At 73.0% G+C, this 16,102-nt stretch carries 7 protein-coding genes; all 7 read right to left on the reverse strand.

What is annotated here, in order from left to right; translation table 11 throughout:
* Window positions 1-4 precede the first annotated feature (4 nt).
* From ABFX55_RS45840 to ABFX55_RS45870, 7 genes are read right to left on the reverse strand one after another with little or no spacing between them, the layout of a single operon-like run.
* A complete protein-coding gene (locus ABFX55_RS45840) occupies window positions 5-5,257 on the reverse strand; it encodes a type I polyketide synthase (protein ID WP_346130111.1) in 5,253 nt (1,750 codons plus the stop codon).
* Window positions 5,254-8,664, reverse strand: coding sequence for an amino acid adenylation domain-containing protein (locus ABFX55_RS45845; RefSeq protein WP_346130113.1), 3,411 nt, complete (start codon window positions 8,662-8,664; stop codon window positions 5,254-5,256). The genes ABFX55_RS45840 and ABFX55_RS45845 overlap by 4 nt, the downstream gene beginning before the upstream one ends.
* Window positions 8,661-10,955 (reverse strand): lantibiotic dehydratase, encoded by a 2,295-nt coding sequence (locus ABFX55_RS45850; protein WP_346130114.1) that lies wholly within the window; start codon window positions 10,953-10,955, stop codon window positions 8,661-8,663. Before ABFX55_RS45850 ends, ABFX55_RS45845 begins: the two co-directional genes overlap by 4 nt.
* Entirely contained in the window at window positions 10,952-11,683 is a 732-nt protein-coding gene (locus tag ABFX55_RS45855) for a thioesterase II family protein (RefSeq protein WP_346130115.1), read from the reverse strand. Before ABFX55_RS45855 ends, ABFX55_RS45850 begins: the two co-directional genes overlap by 4 nt.
* 2 nt (window positions 11,684-11,685) lie before the next feature.
* A complete protein-coding gene (locus ABFX55_RS45860) occupies window positions 11,686-13,314 on the reverse strand; it encodes a beta-ketoacyl synthase N-terminal-like domain-containing protein (RefSeq protein ID WP_346130116.1) in 1,629 nt (542 codons plus the stop codon).
* Window positions 13,314-14,648, reverse strand: coding sequence for a DUF6002 family protein (locus tag ABFX55_RS45865; protein ID WP_346130117.1), 1,335 nt, complete (start codon window positions 14,646-14,648; stop codon window positions 13,314-13,316). Before ABFX55_RS45865 ends, ABFX55_RS45860 begins: the two co-directional genes overlap by 1 nt.
* Before the next feature lie 16 nt (window positions 14,649-14,664).
* Entirely contained in the window at window positions 14,665-15,714 is a 1,050-nt protein-coding gene (locus ABFX55_RS45870) for a Rossmann-fold NAD(P)-binding domain-containing protein (RefSeq protein ID WP_346130119.1), read from the reverse strand.
* Between the last annotated feature and the right edge of the window lie 388 nt (window positions 15,715-16,102).

Consider the following 16,102-nt stretch of genomic DNA (forward strand, 5'->3'; position numbering starts at 1 on the left):
CGGGCTACCTTCCTCGCGCTACGCGCGGGATCGTGGTGGCAGGGGTCGCCGGGGTAGCTGCCGGGGTCGCCGGCTGCTCGGCACGGATCTGCTCGACCCTGGCGGCCATCTGCCGCACGGACGGGGCCTCGAAGAGCGTGCGCATCGGCAGCTTGACGCCGACCGCGGCCCGAGCCTGCGCGATCAGCTGGACCGCGATGAGCGAGTTGCCGCCGAGCTCGAAGAAGTCGTCGTCGGCACCCACGTCGGGCACGCCCAGGATCTCGCTCCACACCCGGGCAAGCGCCGCCTCCACCTCGCCTTCAGGCGCGACGAAGTCCTCGGTCCTGGCCACCGTGGCCTGGGCCTCGAGGCTCTGGCGGGTCAGCCGCTCCCGCCGGGTGATCTCGGCGAGCGCGGTCGCGCTGATGACGACCTGCGGGCCGAGGTCGGCCGCGGCCAGCACGCGGAAGAACGCCTCGGCGCCGTCCGCAGGGCGGATGCCGGTGTCGGACTGCTGGTCCCCTGCGCTCAGCGACCCGGTCACCGCCGAGGCGTCGATGCGCCGCAGCACGAACTCCTCGATCTCCACGAGCACCGTGCCCGCCTCGTCCATCAGCGTCAGGTCGGCCGTGACGACCTCGGCGCCGCCGTCGCCCCTGCGCCGCAGGTGGCTGTAGAAGCGATCCGGAAGCGCCGACCTGACCAGCAGCCGGCCGTAGCTCAGCGGAAGGTAGGCACCGCCGCCGTTGCCCCGGCCGAAGGAGGTGGCCACGTCGAGCAGCGCTGGGTGCAGGCCCCAGCCACCGACCTCCGCCGCCACCTGCTCGGTCCCCTCGACGAAGGCGAGCTCCTCGCCCTCGGTCCGCCAGATCAGCTCGGGCGAGCGCCACCGCGGACCGAACGTCAGCACTCCGGCGTACTCGCCGTCCTGCTCGGCCTCCGGCGTCATTCCGGCCTTCAGCGCCGCCACGTCCACGGCCGCGACGGGCGCGGGCCGTACCCATGCCGCCGCGCCCTGGGTGTGCAGCCGCTCCCCGGCGCGCACCTCGAAGGCCGAACCGTCGGCGAAGGAGACCACGAGCTCGGACGTGGTGTCGTCCGGCACGGCCAGAGGCTCCAGGAAGACCACGTCGCGCAGCTCCACCGCGTGGCCCTCGCCCGGCGCGGGGACGACGGCCGTGAAGGCCGCCCTGGCGCATTCCAGCTGCCCGGTCGCGGGCAGGACCGGCACCCCGCCGATGCGGTGCTCGTCCAGCACCCAGTGGGTGTCCGCGGCCAGCGGCCCCGACGCCCTGTCGTGGGTACGGCTGCGCACGACCGGGTGGTCGACCGGCGTTCCCTCGGTGACGACGGCGGGGCCGGCGGCGGCCAGGCCGGTGGCGTCGGCGTTGGCGGCCATGCCCACCTCCAGCCACGCGCCCCAGTTGACGCTCAGGACGCGGGTGCCGTGCTGGGCACGGGCGAAGGCGTCCTGGAAGGCGTTCGCCGCGCAGTAGTCGACCTGGCCGAACCCGCCGCTGACCGCGGTGACCGACGAGCACAGGGCGACGAAGTCCAGCTCGAGGTCGCCGAAGACGTCGAACAGCGCGGCGGTTCCGGTGACCTTGGGGTCGAGTACGGCCTGCGCGACGGCTCGTTCCTTGATCTCGGCCATGCCGCCGCCTGGCAGGCCGGCGGCGTGCACGATGCCGTGCAGTCCGCCATGGGCGGCCAGGACCTCCTCCCTGACTTCGCGCAACCGGGCAGGATCGGTGACGTCGGCGGCCAGGACCGTCACCCTGCCGCCCGCCTGCTCGATCCTGGCGAGCGCGCGCGCGGCCCTCGGCGTCACCGTGCCGCTGCGGCCGAGCAGCACCACGCGGGCCCGCAGCCGGGTGCCGAGGTGCTCGGCGAGGGTGAGGCCGATGCCGCCCAGGCCACCGGTGATCAGGTAGACGCCCTCCTCGCGCAGCCCGGAGTCGCCCTCGCTCAGCCGTACCGGCTGGAACTCGCGGACCCACCGGCGCCCGCCCCGCAGAGCCAGCACGTCGCCCGCAGGCTCCCTGCGCAGCTCGGCCAGGACGCTGGCGGCGGGGGTGCCGCCGGACTCGAGGTCGAGGTGGCGCACCTGGAGGCCGTCGACCTCCAGCGGTACGACTCGGGCGATGCCCGCCATGAGCGCGTACTCCGGCCGGGTCAGGTCGGCGCCGCCCAGGGGGTCCTCAGTGCCGGAGGTGAGCACGTCGAGGCGGACCCCGTCGGCCCGCTGATCGGCGGCCAGGGCCTGGACCAGGAAGAGCATGCTGAAGAAGCCGTGCTCCTGCGCCTGGGCCTGGTCGCTGTCCAGCGCCCAGGCGTGCACGATGCGCGAGGGCAGGGAGTCGCCGAGCGCGCTGATCAGGGCGTCGTAGTCGGCGCGCTCGCCGGGCCGTACGGTGAACTCGCCGGAGTAGTCCGTGCCGGGGCGGACCACAGTCACCTCGGCACCCTGTGCCCGGAGCGCCGCCACCAGCTCCTCGCCGCGCTCCCCGCTGACGAAGACGAGGCAGCGGGTGACCGGCTCGCCGAGCGGGGAGGGCGCGAGCTGCTGCCACGCGGGGATCTCGAACCAGTCCTCCAGCGCCCGGGAGCCGGAGGGCTGCGTCGCCTTCGGCTTCGCCCCGGCCTCACCCGGCGCGATGAAGCGGTACTCCCGCTCGTAGGGGTAGCCAGGCAGCGGCACCCGGTGGCCCTGGTCGCCGTCCATGGTGATCGGCACTCCGGCGGACCACAGCCGGGCGGCGGAGCCGTACAGCACGTCCAGATCGCCGGCGCTCTCGCCGGGGCCGGGCAGGCTGGTCAGCGGCGGCAGCACGTCCTTGGCGCCGCGCAGCTGCATGCGGGCCAGCTGGGCCAGCTGCTTGCCGGGCCCGCACTCCAGCATCACCCAGTCCTTCTCGGCCAGCAGCCGGGCCACGCAGTCGCCGAAGCGCACGGGACGGCGGATGTGTCCGGCCCAGTAGGCCGGGTCGACGGCCTGCTCGGGGGTGATCCAGTCGCCGGTCACGTTGGACAGGAACGGCAGGGCGGGTGCCTGCCGCGGCACGGCGGCGACGAGGGCCTCGAACTGCGCCAGGATGGGCTCCATCATCGGCGAGTGGAAGGCGTGCGAGGTGCGCAGCCTGGTGGCCTTGACGCCCTTGCCGTCGAGCAGCTCGGCGAAGGCCGTGATCGCCTCATCCGTCCCGGCCACCACGCAGGTGCCAGGGCCGTTCACCGTGGCCACGCTCACCCCGTCGATGAGCAGCTCGGCGGCCTCCTGCTCGTCCTTCATCACCGCGAGCATCGAACCGGCTGGCATCGACTGCATCAGCCGCCCGCGCGCCGCCACCAGCCGCAGCGCGTCGGGCAGGGTGAACACCCCGGCGAGCGTGGCGGCGACGTACTCCCCGATGGAGTGACCGATCATGCCTGTGGGCTGCGCGCCGAGCTCCTGCCAGAGCCTGGCCAACGCGTACTCCACGGTGAACAGCGCGGGCTGGGTGAAGCGGGTCTCGCGCAGCTTGTCGTCGCCGCCCTCGGCGAACATCAGCTGCCTGATGTCCTCGCCCAGCTCGGCACGCAGGAGCTCAGCGCACTCGTCGACGGCGGCGGCGAAGGCCGGCTGGGCGGCGTAGAGCGCGGCGCCCATGCCCGCGTACTGCGCGCCCTGCCCGGAGAAGAGGAAGGCCACCTTGGGCGGTGTTCCGCCCGCGTCCCCTGCCGGGTGCCGCTTGCGGTCGGCCAGCGCGCTCACCGCGCCGGCCAGGTCGTCGGCCACGACGGCGACGCGATGCCGAAGCTCCGGCCGGCCCACCCGCAGCGTGTGGGCCACGTCGGAGACGGAGAGCTCGGGGTGTTCGGTGAGGTGCTCGGCGAGCTGGGTGCGCATGGTGTCGAGCGCGCTGTCGGTGCGGGCAGAGAGCCGTAGCAGCTGCGGCCCCTGCGCGCTCGTGGCGGCGGCGGGGGGCGGCGCCTCCTGGAGGATCACGTGGGCGTTGGTGCCGCCGATGCCGAAGGAGCTCACCGCCGCCCGGCGCAGGCCGTCCTCCCACTTGGTGGGGGTGGAGACCACGTAGAAGGGGCTGGAGTCGAAGTCGATGGCGGGGTTGGGCCGCTCGAAGTTGATGCTGGGCGGGATCAGGCCGTGCTCCATGGCGAGCACCGCCTTGATCACGCCGACGACGCCGGAGGCCTGACTGAGGTGGCCGAGGTTGGACTTCACCGAGCCGATGCCGCACCAGCCGCGATCGTCGGTGCTGCGCTGGTAGACCTCGCTCAGGGCGGCCACCTCGATGGGGTCGCCGAGGGCGGTGCCGGTGCCGTGCGCCTCGACGTAGCCGATGGTGCGCGGGTCCACCCCGGCCACGCCGAGCGCCTCGGCGATCACCGCGGTCTGGCCCGCGTGGCTCGGCGCGGAGAAGCCGATCTTGTTGCTGCCGTCGTTGTTGATCGCGTTCCCCAGCACCACGGCCCTGATGTGGTCGCCGTCGGCCAGCGCGTCCTCCAGGCGCTTGACCACGATCACGCCGACGCCGCTGCCCCAGATGGTGCCGTCCGCGCGGGAGTCGAACGGCTTGACGTGCCCGTCGGAGGTGGTGAAGCCGTCCATGGCCGGGTATCCGGCGCCGTGCGGCAGCTCCACGCAGACCCCGCCGGCCAGCGCCATGTCGCACTCCCCGTTGCGCAGCGACTCGCAGGCCAGGTGCAGGGCGACCAGGGAGGAGGAGCAGGCGGTGGTGACGGTCATGGCCGGCCCGCGCAGGTTCAGCCGGTAGGAGACCGTGGTGGCGACGTAGTCGATGTTGTTGCCGATCGACATGCCGAGCTTGACCGCGTTGCTGTCCAGATCGGGGTTGGTCTGGAGGTTGAGCCACTGGTACTGGCTGGGCCCGGATCCGCCGTAGACGCCGATGGAGCCCTCGTAGGTGGCCGGGTCGTAGCCGGCGTCCTGCAGCGCGGCGTGCGACTGCTCCAGGAAGATCCGCTGCTGCGGGTCGGCGAGCTCCGCCTCGCGCACGCTCATGCCGAACAGGCGGTTGTCGAAGCCCTCCATGTCGATCATGACCGGCGCGGCCTTGACGAAGGAGGGGCTGGCCAGCTCCTCCGGAGTCGCACCCCAGGCGAGCTGCTCCTCGTCGGTGAAGAAGGTCACCGACTCCACTCCGTCGACCAGGTTGCGCCAGAACTGGCCGAGATCGTTCGCGCCCGGCACGCGGGCGCTCATGCCGACGATGGCGATGGGCTCGGCACCCGAGTCGTTGGACAACTCTGTCACTGTCTCCTCCTGCGCTTGTCCCGCAGCTGGCGGCGTGTGTCGGCACGCCGGTCGGCGCGGCTCAGTTCCGGATTCGCGGCATCACCGTCGAGGTGGGCGGCCAGCGCGCGTACGGTCGGGTAGCGGAACATGTCCACGACCGTCACCTGGCGCCCGGTCAGGGCGGCCAGTCGGTCGCGGACCACGACGACGGCCATGGAGGTGCCGCCGACGTCGAAGAAGTTGTCGGTCGCGAGCACCTCGGCTCGGCCGAGCACGTCCCGCCAGATCCCGGCGAGCAGGCGCTCGGTGTCGGTGGCGGGATCCGCGCGGAGCCCGGATTCCGGTTGTACGGCTTGCGCCGGCTCGTCCGTCACGCCGTGCGCGAGCGTGGCGACATGCCTCAGCTCGAGGCCGGCCGCGGGGGCGCCCGGGTCGGCCACGGCCTGGTCGAGCAGGTCGGTGAAGGACCGGAGCAGCAGCTCGACGCGCTCGGCGGTGTAGAGGTCGGTGTTGTAGACGAGGTCGACCGCGTACCTCCCGTTCCGCTCGACGACGTAGACCGTCAGATCGAAAGGGGAACCCGCCGGCGCGGGCACGATGCCGGTGGAGCTCAGCCCCTTCAGCTCCAGCCGCGGCTCCGGGAAGTTGAAGACGTTGAAGAGCACCTGCACCAGCGGCGCACGGCTGGGCTCACGGCGTATCGCCAGTGCTCCGACGATGTCCTCGATGGCGGCGCCGGGCCTGGCCATCGCGTCGATCATCGCATCGGCGCAGCCACGCACCAGCTCCGCGAAGGAGGCCTCCCCGGTCGAGCGCAGGCGGATCGGCACGATGTCGACGAAGAAGCCGATCAGGTCCTGGAAGGCCTCGTGCCTGCGGTCCGCCGCGGGGGTGCCGACCACGATGTCGTCACGGCCGGTGACGCGCCGGACCAGTTCGGCGAAGGCGGCCAGCCACACGCTCGGCGCGGTGGTGCCCAGCCGTACGGCCAGCTCGCGGACACCTGCCGTGGTCTCCGCGGTCAGCGCGGCGGTGGCCAGGGCGCCGGCGTGGCTCTGCACGGCCGGCCGCGGGCGGTCCCTGGGCAGATCGAGCGTCGTGGGGGCGTCGGCCAGCGAGCGTTTCCACCAGGCCAGGTCCTCCCCGGCCCGCCTGCCGTCCCGCGCCGCCCGCCAGGCGGCGTAGTCGGCGAAGGTAGCCTCCGGCTCGTCCAGGACCTCGCCGGCGTAGGCGCGGGCCAGGTCGTCGAAGAACGGGCCCTCTGACCAGCCGTCGAAGACGGCGTGGTGGAAGGTCACCGCCAGCACGTGGTCGTCAGGGCCCAGCCGGAGCAGCCTGGCCTGCCAGAGCGGGCCGCGGGCCAGGTCGAAGTGCTGGGCGCCGGCCCGGTCCAGCCAGGCGCGGACCCCGTCAGGCAGGCCGTCCGACCCGCTGCCCGGCTCGTCAGGCCGGCTGTCCTGCGCGCCGTCCAGGGCCTCGACCGCTATCCGCACCGGTTCGGGCGCGGACACCTCCACGCGGGGCACGCCACCGTCGTCGGGCACCCGCCAGCGGAGCACCTCGTGCCGCTCGGCCACCGCGGTCAGCGCCCGCTCCAGTGCCACCACGTCGAGCGGGCCGCGCAGGCGCTCGGCGAGCGCGATGTTGTAGGCGACGTTGCCGGGGAAGAGCCGCTCCAGGAACCACAACCGGCGCTGCGCCGCGGTCAGCGCGGGCGGGCTGCCGGAGGGCAGTGCCTCGGCCACGGGAGGTGCGGCTTCCACCAGCGCCGCCAGCGCGCCGAGGGTGCGCGCGGCGTAGACGTCCTCCACCGCCACCTCACGGCCCAGTGCCTCGCGAAGGCCGCTGACCAGGCGCATGGCGCTGATGGAATGCCCGCCGGAGGCGAAGAAGTCGTCCTCCAGCCCCGGGACGCGGTCGAGCACCCGAGACCAGACCTCGGCCACGGCGCGCTCGCTCGACGATTCCGGCGGCGAGCCCAGGGCCGGCGCGTCAGGCACCAGCGCATGCAGCGCCTGGAGGTCGACCTTGCCCGACGAGGACATCGGCAGGTTCGGCAGGATCAGGATGTCGGCGGGAACCATCGCCGCGGGCAGCCGCTCGGCGCAGTGCTCTCGCAGCACGTCCTGGCGCACGCCGTCCGCGGTGCAGAAGGCCACGAGCCGGACACCCGCGGGACCCTCGACGGCCTCCACCACCGCGTGCCCGACCTGCGGGTGCCCGCGCAGCACGGTCTCCACCTCGCCGATCTCCACCCGCTGCCCGCGGATCTTGACCTGCCGGTCGGTCCTGCCCAGGAACATCAGGTTCCCGTCCTGCTGCAGCACCACGAGGTCGCCGGTCCTGTAGAGCCGCTCGCCGTCGCCGCCGAACGGGTCGGGCACGAAGCGTTCGGCTGTCAGATCGGGTCGGCCCAGATATCCGCGGGCCAGCCCGACCCCGCCGACCAGCAGCTCCCCCGGCACGCCCGCTGGAACCTCGTGCAGCTCCTCGTCCACGACATGGAGGCGGTGCCCGTGCTGGGCGGCGCCGATCGGCAGCGGCCGGTCCCAGCTTCCCTCGGCCTCGAAGACGGTGACCGCCACCGTCGTCTCGGTCGGGCCGTAGTAGTTGAGAAACCGGCTGCTCGCCCAGCGCTCCACCTGCTCAGGGCCGGGGGCCTCGGAGCCGGTGGTCAGCACCCGCCACTCGGGCAGGCGCGCAGGATCCAGCACCGGCAGCAGGGAGACCGGCAGGTCACCGGAGGTGATGCGGTGCTCCACGCAGAAACGCTGCAGCCGTACGGGGTCACGCCGGTCGTCCTCTCCTGCCAGCATCAGCGTGGCCCCGGCGGCCAGGTGCACGAACAGGTCGTGCACCGCCACGTCGAACCCGAGCGAGGCGAAGGCGAGGCCGCGCGTGTCCTCATCGACGCCCAGCAGCTCGATGTTCCCGAGCGTGTAGGCGCAGGCGCTGCGATGGCTGACCACCACGCCCTTGGGCGTGCCGGTGGATCCCGAGGTGTGCAGCACATAGGCCGCGTTGCCGGGCAGCGCGGGACACTGTCCTGGCGCGGCGGGCGGGCCCTCCACCGGGACGGTCCGCACCCCGTCGAAGAGCTCCGCGGTGGACTCGTCGACCACGATCAGGTCGAGCCCCGCGTTCCTGATGATCTGCTCCCTGCGCGCGGCGGGGCCGTCGGGGTCGAGCGGCACGTACGCGCCCCCGGCCAGAAGCACGCCGAGCACCCCGGTGACCATGCTCGGCCGGCGTCGCAGGCAGACTCCCACCAGACGCTCAGGCCCCACATCCGGCAGCCGCGCGGCCAGGCCGCCCGCCCGCTCGGCCAGCTCGCCGTACGTGAGCACCTCCTGCCACTGCCGCACGGCGGGCGCCTGCGGGCGGCGCTCGGCCTGGGCCAGCACCAGATCGGGCAGCGTCGTCATCCCACGCCTCCAGGAAGGGGGTCGACCATGTGCATACGCAGCTCCGTGAAGTAGCGGCGGCCCTCGGCGTCGGACAGCCAGGTCTGGTCCGGGCCTGGGAGCATCTCGGAGATCACCAGCCGCACGTCCTGCCCGGCGGTGAGGCTGGCAGAGCGGACCATCGAGCAGAGCAGGTCGGCGAAGACCGGGCTGGTGAGGTCGACGTAGAGCGGCTTGATCTCCGTGGACAGCTTGACGAAGACCCGCTCGGGCAGGCCGAGCTCACGCCGCCATCGGCGCACGGCCAGGTACCGTGCGCGCTCACCGCCGACGTCGGTCAGTCCCGTCGCCTCCACGGTGGTCCGCCAGGTACGGCGGGCGACGACCAGCCGGTCGATGGTGATTCTCGGGGTGTGCCGATCGCCTCCGACGAGCTTGAAGCCATCCACGGCGTGGATCGACACCAGCTGCGAGAAGACCTCCAGCAGCGGCCGGCTCCTCCCGTCCGGCATGGTGGCCACCAGTTCCCCGTCCACCTCGTCGACCAGCACGCCCGTGGCGGGCACCAGCCGGTCGGGGTCGGCGCCGGGGGCGGCCGTCCAGCCCAGCTCGATGTCGGTCGGGTGCTCCAGGCCGTGCGTCAGCCGGCCGGTGTAGCGGGGCCACTCCACCGGGTAGAGCGGCCTGACCCGGTCGGTTCCCAGGTCCTCGGCCAGCGCGTCGCGCAGCGGGCCTGGATCGGGGTGGGCGAGGGTGAAGACGGCGCAGTCGAAGGTCGCCCAGGCCGCGTGCATCTCGCCCATGACCACCAGGTAGTCGCCGCGGTTGACGGCCTCGACGCTGTCGGCGCAGATCTGCAGGTCGGGGCTGTGCAACCGGCCGTCCGACCAGCCGGGGCCGGCGGCGGCGAACGCGTCGGAGGCGGCCAGCCCGCGGGCGGTGAAGGTCAGCTCGGCGGTGTCCGGGGCGACCTGGTCCAGGCCGAACAGCTCCGACCAGCGGCGGGCGAACTCCTCGGCGATGGCGTCCACGGGTCTGGGACCGGTGCCGAACAGCATGCCCTGGGCGAGGTACCACAGGTCGGACAGCAGCACCGGGCCGTCCGCGCGCAGCTCCTCGTACAGCTCGCGCAGCGCCTGGCCGTAGGTCGACGCCAGCTCGGCCGTCAGCCAGCGGGCGGCCTGGAGCATGAGCGCCAGCGGCTCGGCGATGCCGTCGATCAGCGGCTTGCCCACGGTCACTCGCACGTCGCGCGTGGTGTCCTCGTAGACCAGGCCGCGGCCGGCGTAGGTCCGGCCGGTCCTGCGGACCGAGTCGGCGCCGGTGACCTCGCTGAACACCGTGCTGAGCGCCTCCATCGCGGCGCGCAGGGCATCCGGGTCGCCCGCGGCGCGCGCCACCTCTCCCTTGGCCGATGCCAGCCGCTCCAACCCGGCATGGGCCCGCTCGCGCACGGCCGGGTCCTCGATGCCGGCCAGCAACCGCCGGAGGTGCTCCTCGGCGTGCGGGCTCTGCGGCACGTCGCCCTGCCAGGTCAGCAGGCCGCGCCCGGCCAGGAGGTCGAGCAGCAGGTAGGCGTCGGCTTCGGTGCGGATGCCCGCCTGCCCGGCCACCTCGGCGGCCACGTCGACGGCACGGCGCCTGCCGTCGCATCGCGACAGCAGTAGTGCCTCGGCGGCCGACACAGGGGCGGGCGGCTGCGCCGGCCGCCGCACCTGGCGGCCGTCCAGGGTCAGCTGGGGTTGCAGGGCGGGTGGGAACCAGCGGCGCACCTCGGGATCCTCGGCCAGCTTCGCCGCGTACGCGCGCAGCGCCCAGTCCTCGAAGAACACGCGCCGGTCCGACAGCAGCCGTTCGCCGGGCCGTACCTCCAGGGCCGGGCCGTCCTCCGTGCACCGAACCCAGGTCACCGGCCCGAAGAAGCCCACCGTCTCGTTCTTGGCGCTGTAGCGCTGCCAGTACTTGACGGCGATGCGCTCCCGTTCGCGCCGCCTGCTGTCGCGGCGGCCGCCGGAGGTCAGGGCGTCCAGCGCGACCAGGGCGCCCCGGTTCTGCCAGGTGATCGCCTCGCGGAAGAGCGGGTCGGCGGCGATCTCCGTCAGCTCGTCGCCCAGCTCGTGGCCGGCCTCCGCGAGGATCTTGTCGAAGTCTTCCGCCGCGAGCTCGCCCGAGAGCAACGCGTCCGCCGCCTGCGCGCAGTCGGGGGCGGACAGGCGCGTCAGGCCGTCGGCAGGGAAGCCGGTGCTGCGCAGCAGCGCCTCGCTCCACACCCACCAGCCGGTGTCGCCGAGCGGCATGCGGTGGTCGCTCATGCGCGCACCCGGTCCAGGATGTGGTCCCGCCGCTCGCGCAGGAAGAAGTGGCCGCCCGGCTCGACGCTGAGAGTGAAGCCTGCGCTGGTGTGCCTGGCCCAGCCCCGCATGGCCTCGACGGAGATCGACTTGTCGTCGGCTCCTGCGAAGGCCTCGATCGGCACCTCGATCGGCGGCCCCGGCTGGTAGACGTACTCGTGCAACCAGGTGAAGTCCGCGCGCAGGACCGGCAGGAGGAGCTCGCACAGCTCCGGCTCGGCCAGCAACTCCTCCGGCAAGCCGCCGAGCTCGGTGAGCCTGCCGAGCAGCTCCTCGTCCGACACCTCCGACAGCTCGGCAAGCGGTTCGACGTGGTCCGGCGGCCGGCACCCGCCCAGGTACAGCCGGCGCGGCAGCGGTTCGCCCCGCCTGGTCAGTTCGCGGGTCACCTCGAAGCCCAGCCTGCCGCCCATGGAGTGTCCGTAGATCGCATACGGCCGGTCGGCCCGGGCCGAGACGGCGTCGGCGAGTTCCCCGATGTCGATGCCGAAGGGCTCGGAGAAGCGGCCCTCCCGGCCCGGCAGGACCATGGGCAGCACCTCGAGCCCGGGTCCCGCCGCGGCGGCCCAGCCCTGGAAGGCTCCGGCCCCGGCGCCCGCCCACGGCAGGCAGAACAGCTGCATGGGCGCCGCGGGGCGGGGCTGTGGAACGGAGAACCAGCGGTCGAGCGAGCTGGTGTCGGGTCTCATGGTCAGACCTCCTGCCGTTGGAACGGGTAGGCGGGCAGGGAGATGATGCGGCCGTCCGCCGGCGGCCAGGCGGGCTCGTCGCCCGCCACCCAGGCCTCGGCCGCCCGCATCAGGTCCTCTGGCGCGTCGTACGGCAGGCCGCGCAGCCGGGCGACGGCCTCGGACAGGTCCCGGCAGACGATCGCCGCCCTGTAGGAGAAGGCTCGGCGTCCGGCGGTCAGCGTGTGGGCGACGTCGTCCAGGTCGGTCCGGGGAGTCGCCTCCAGGTGGTCGGCCAACCGCATGCGGGCCTGGCGCAACGCCTCGGGCGTCCGGGCTGAGACGGGCAGGACGCGCCAGCCGGTGGCGGCTGGGCGCGGCGGTTCGTCCGCGACCTGCTCGACGATCACGTGGGCGTTGGTCCCGCCCAGGCCGAAGGAGCTCACCCCGGCCCGCCGGGTCTCCGCCTCCCAGGCCACGTTCTTGACCGGCACGTAGAAGGGGCCGAACTCGACGTCCGGATCGGCGCGCTCGAAGTGGAGGTTGGCCGGGATGACGCCGTGCCGTACCGCCAGGACGGCCTTGATCAGCGCCGCCGCGCCCGCCGCCGCGTCGAGGTTGCCGAGGTTGGTCTTGATCGAGCCCAACGCGACGGCGCTCGGTGGCAGCGGGTCGCCGGAGAAGGCCTGGGCCAGGGCGGCGACCTCGATCGCGTCCCCGACCACGGTGCCGCTGCCGTGCGCCTCGACGAAACCGATCGCGCCGGGTGCCAGCCCGGCGTCCGCCAGCGCCTCGGTCACCACGCTCGCCTGCCCCTCGAGCCCGGGGGCGGCGAACCCGGCCCTGCGGGCGCCGTCGTTGCCCACCGCCCAGCCCCGGAGCACGGCGAGAACCTGGTCCCGGCTCTCGACCGCGTCCTGCAGTCGCTTGAGCGCCAGGACCGCCACGCCGCTGCTGTAGGCGCCGCCCTGACCGGCGGCGTCGAAGGCGCGGCAGCGGCCGTCGGGCGAGACCAGGCCGCCGGGCGTGTGCAGGAAGCGGGGTTCCGTGACGCTCACCCCGCCCGCGAGCGCCAGGTCGCAGCGGTAGTCGAGCAGGTGCTGGGCGGCCACGCAGACCGCGGTGAGCGAGCTCGAGCAGGCGGTCTGCACGGCCATGGCGGGGCCGGTCAGGCCCAGCCGGTAGGCCACCTGGGCGGCCACGTAGTCGGGCGCGAAGCCCGGGACCAGCGGCTCGTCCGGGTCGCCGGTGAACTGCCGGTAGAGGAAGTGCCTGTTGACCGAGGCACCGGAGAAGACGCCGATCAGCCCGTCGAAGGCCGCGGGGTCGCAGCCCGCGTCCTCCAGCGCGATCCAGGACTGCTCGAGGAAGAGCCGTTGCTGGGGATCCATGGCGGCGGCGTCGTCCGCTGTCACGCCGAAGAAGTCGGCGTCGAACGCGGCCACGCCGGGCAGGCGGCCGCCCGCTCGCACGTGCGCCGGATCGGCCAGCAGCCGCTCACCCACCCCGAGCGCGCGCAGCTCGGCCTCGGTGTAGTCGTGCACGACGTCCACGCCGTCGAGCAGGTTGCGCCAGAGCGAGGGCACGTCGGGAGCGCCAGGGAAGCGCCCGGCCATGCCGACGACGGCGATCGCGTCCTCCGGGAGAGACATCAGCGGCAGACCACCGCGGCGACGTCCTCGACGGTCGCGACCTCGGTCATCGCCTCCGGCTCGAGCGGCGTGTAGTCCGCCGAGGTGTAGCGGCCCGACCCGTGCACCACCACGTCGCGCCAGTCGTCGGCCAGGCCGCGGTCGACGGCGTTGAGCACGCCCGTCATGGCCATGACCAGGGACCATTCCCGGAGCCGGCGGAAGTCGGCGGGCAGTTCGCAGCCGGTCCCGGCGAGCAGCTCGCGCACCTGCGGGTAGCGGGCGACGCATTCGGCCAGCGAGACCACGATGCCGTCGCCGCCCGAGCGCTCGATGATCGCGTTCATCGAGGGAGAGGTGGCGGGCCGGTGGGTGTAGAAGGTCGGGTCGAGCACCTCGTCCGGGTCATAGGTCAGCGCGGGGAAGCGCGGGTCGGCCGACTGCCGGTAGAGGCCGTCCGTCAGGGCGTACTCGGGCAGGTTGGCCCGGTCGAAGGATCCGTTGCGGAGGTTGAGCACCATGTCGGGGGTGCCGAGGTGCTGCACGAGCAGGCTGGCGGGCCGGTGCTCCGGGCTCGAGGAGCCGGAGGCCTCCAGCACATCCCTGCCGCGGTGGTAGCCGAGCAGCCCGAAGGCGCTGGAGACCGCGTGCGCGTGCAGCCGGGGCCCGGCGACAGGGGAGGCCGCGTGCTCGAAGTACGCCCTGGCGGTGTCGGCTACGAGATAGTTGGCCAGGTCCAGCGAGTACCACAGGTTCTCGCCGTTGGCCCGCAGGTCGCCGGCGTACTTGTCGGCGAAGGCCCGGCCGAGCGCCTTGACCTGCTCCGGCTCGGGGCCGTTGTAGACGAGCATCGGGTTCAGCTCGCGCAGCTCGGGGTCGGTGGACAGCCGGCTGGAGCGGAGCTTGGCCAGGCACGAGCCGGGCGCCAGGATCACCGTGCGCAGCTGGTCGGGCCGGACCAGTCCGCTCTCGATCGCGCGCAGGACCGCGTCGCGCAGCGCGACGCCCTTGTTGGCCGAGGTGGGCGAGAAGATCGTGACTGCTTCGCCGTACCGCCTGATGTACTCCACCGCCCGGGCGACGATCATCAGCGAGGCGAAGGTCTTGGTGGTGCCCGTGGCGGGGTTGCCCGTGAGGTCGAGCAGGGTCAGCCGGTGCTCGCCGTACTCGCCGAGCGGCTCCCAGCGGGCGGTGGCCACCGACAGGAAACGTTCCACATCCGCGTCGAGGGCGGGCAGGTGGTAGCCGGGGGAGAAGCCGATGTCCGATCTGACCGGTTCGAGGTCGTCGACGCAGGCCGCGATCGAGGCGGGAAGGCGGTCGTAGTAGTCGATTAGCAGGTTCGCTGCGTGCATCGTCGGGCGCACCTCGTTAGGGATAGGAGGGGAGGTCTCGGAGCCGGTCTCTGAGCTGGGTGAAGGCTTCGGTGGCAGAGTCCAGGTCCGCGGTGTGGAAGCCGTCGGCGAGGTCGGGGGCGACTCGGGCGAGTTCCTCCCGGGCGGCGGGGCCGAAGGTGACGCGCGTGCCCTCCACGACCACCCCGTCCTGTACGGCTGAGCGCTGGTTGAAGGCGATGGCTTCGGCACGGTCCAGGCCCGGCGGCAGGCGCAGGCTCAGCTGACCGGCCGCGAGCCGTACCGGATAGCCGCCAGGCAGCCCGAGCGGGCCCGGCAGGGAGGTGTCCAGGTCGCCGCCGGTGAGCAGGCATCCCAGCACCCGGGCGGCGGTCAGGCCGGTGACGTGGTTGAGCTCGGTGCGCGAGGTGGCCCGCTGGGCGGCAAGGAGCGTGCCGACGTCGGCGAGCGCGCGGCCCTGGTGCCAGGCCTGCGCCTCGTCCTCGGGGGAGGAGGGCGTGTACAGGTGGACGTGGTGGGCGAGCACCTGCAGCTCCCGCTGGTCGGCCAGGCCGAGGGCGGTCTGGAGGCTGGCGGCCAGCAGGCCGGCGTTGCCGATCCCGCACAGCACCGGGACGCCGCACGCCGCCAGCACGGGGTTGACCGCGTCGGGGAAGCAGGCGTTGACGAACCAGGCCCCAGGGCTGGCCGAGGCGATTGCCGTGCCCGCGCGGACGGCGGACTCGGCCTGGAACGGCAGGGTGAGTCCGAAGCCGCCGCGCCGGAGCAGGGAGGTCCAGGCCGAGGGGGAGCTGAGCGACTCCCAGGGGGATTGGCTGGAGGCGGCCAGCAGCACGCCTGCCGGAGCGGCGGTCGCCAAGGCCTCAGGCAGGGAGTCCGTCATGGGGCGGAAGGTCACGTTGGAGCCGGCGAGTGCGGCTCTGGCCATACCGATATGGCATAACTCGGCGGTCCGAGCCGGATCGCGCCCGATCACGGTGATCCGAGCAGACGGCCCGGTCACGGCCAGGGCATAACAAACGGCTCTGGCCAGGCCCCCGGTGCCGATGACTGCCAGCTCGGTCATGGACCCTCCTCCGTCGGCCCCATGACCAGGTCACTGCGCCTATCGATGACCTCGACAAGCTCGGTCATGCTGCTCTGGCCGGCATCGGGAGGTAACTCTGCACCGCCATGCTGGACTGAGCCTCTCTACATGCTGGGTAAGCACGGAATTCAAGGATTACTCCCCAAAACGGACGGATTGCCCGTTATGACCCCAAACCGTAGTGGTGTGTTTGGGCCCGGCTTATATTCCACAGGGCATCCAGGTGCTGTCAATCTCGTTTCGGTCATGAGTACTGTCAGTGATCGTTGGATGCGGTTCTCCCGACATGTGTTGACTTGCCGGGTTCCTGTGGACTTCAATCGGCGGCACTTCGTCGAGGACGACTACTGGGGCTGTCAGGGCCGAC

It is taken from the genome of Nonomuraea roseola, from assembly GCF_039535395.1.
Classification (GTDB): domain Bacteria; phylum Actinomycetota; class Actinomycetes; order Streptosporangiales; family Streptosporangiaceae; genus Nonomuraea; species Nonomuraea roseola.

What these genes read in the sequence shown, in the direction of transcription:
- ABFX55_RS45845 (WP_346130113.1), bottom strand. Translation starts at nt 8,664, where the DNA reads ATGACGACGCTGCCCGATCTGGTGCTGGCCCAGGCCGAGCGCCGCCCG.
- ABFX55_RS45850 (WP_346130114.1), bottom strand. Translation starts at nt 10,955, where the DNA reads ATGAGCGACCACCGCATGCCGCTCGGCGACACCGGCTGGTGGGTGTGG.
- ABFX55_RS45855 (WP_346130115.1), bottom strand. Translation starts at nt 11,683, where the DNA reads ATGAGACCCGACACCAGCTCGCTCGACCGCTGGTTCTCCGTTCCACAG.
- ABFX55_RS45860 (WP_346130116.1), bottom strand. Translation starts at nt 13,314, where the DNA reads ATGTCTCTCCCGGAGGACGCGATCGCCGTCGTCGGCATGGCCGGGCGC.
- ABFX55_RS45865 (WP_346130117.1), bottom strand. Translation starts at nt 14,648, where the DNA reads ATGCACGCAGCGAACCTGCTAATCGACTACTACGACCGCCTTCCCGCC.
- ABFX55_RS45870 (WP_346130119.1), bottom strand. Translation starts at nt 15,714, where the DNA reads ATGACCGAGCTGGCAGTCATCGGCACCGGGGGCCTGGCCAGAGCCGTT.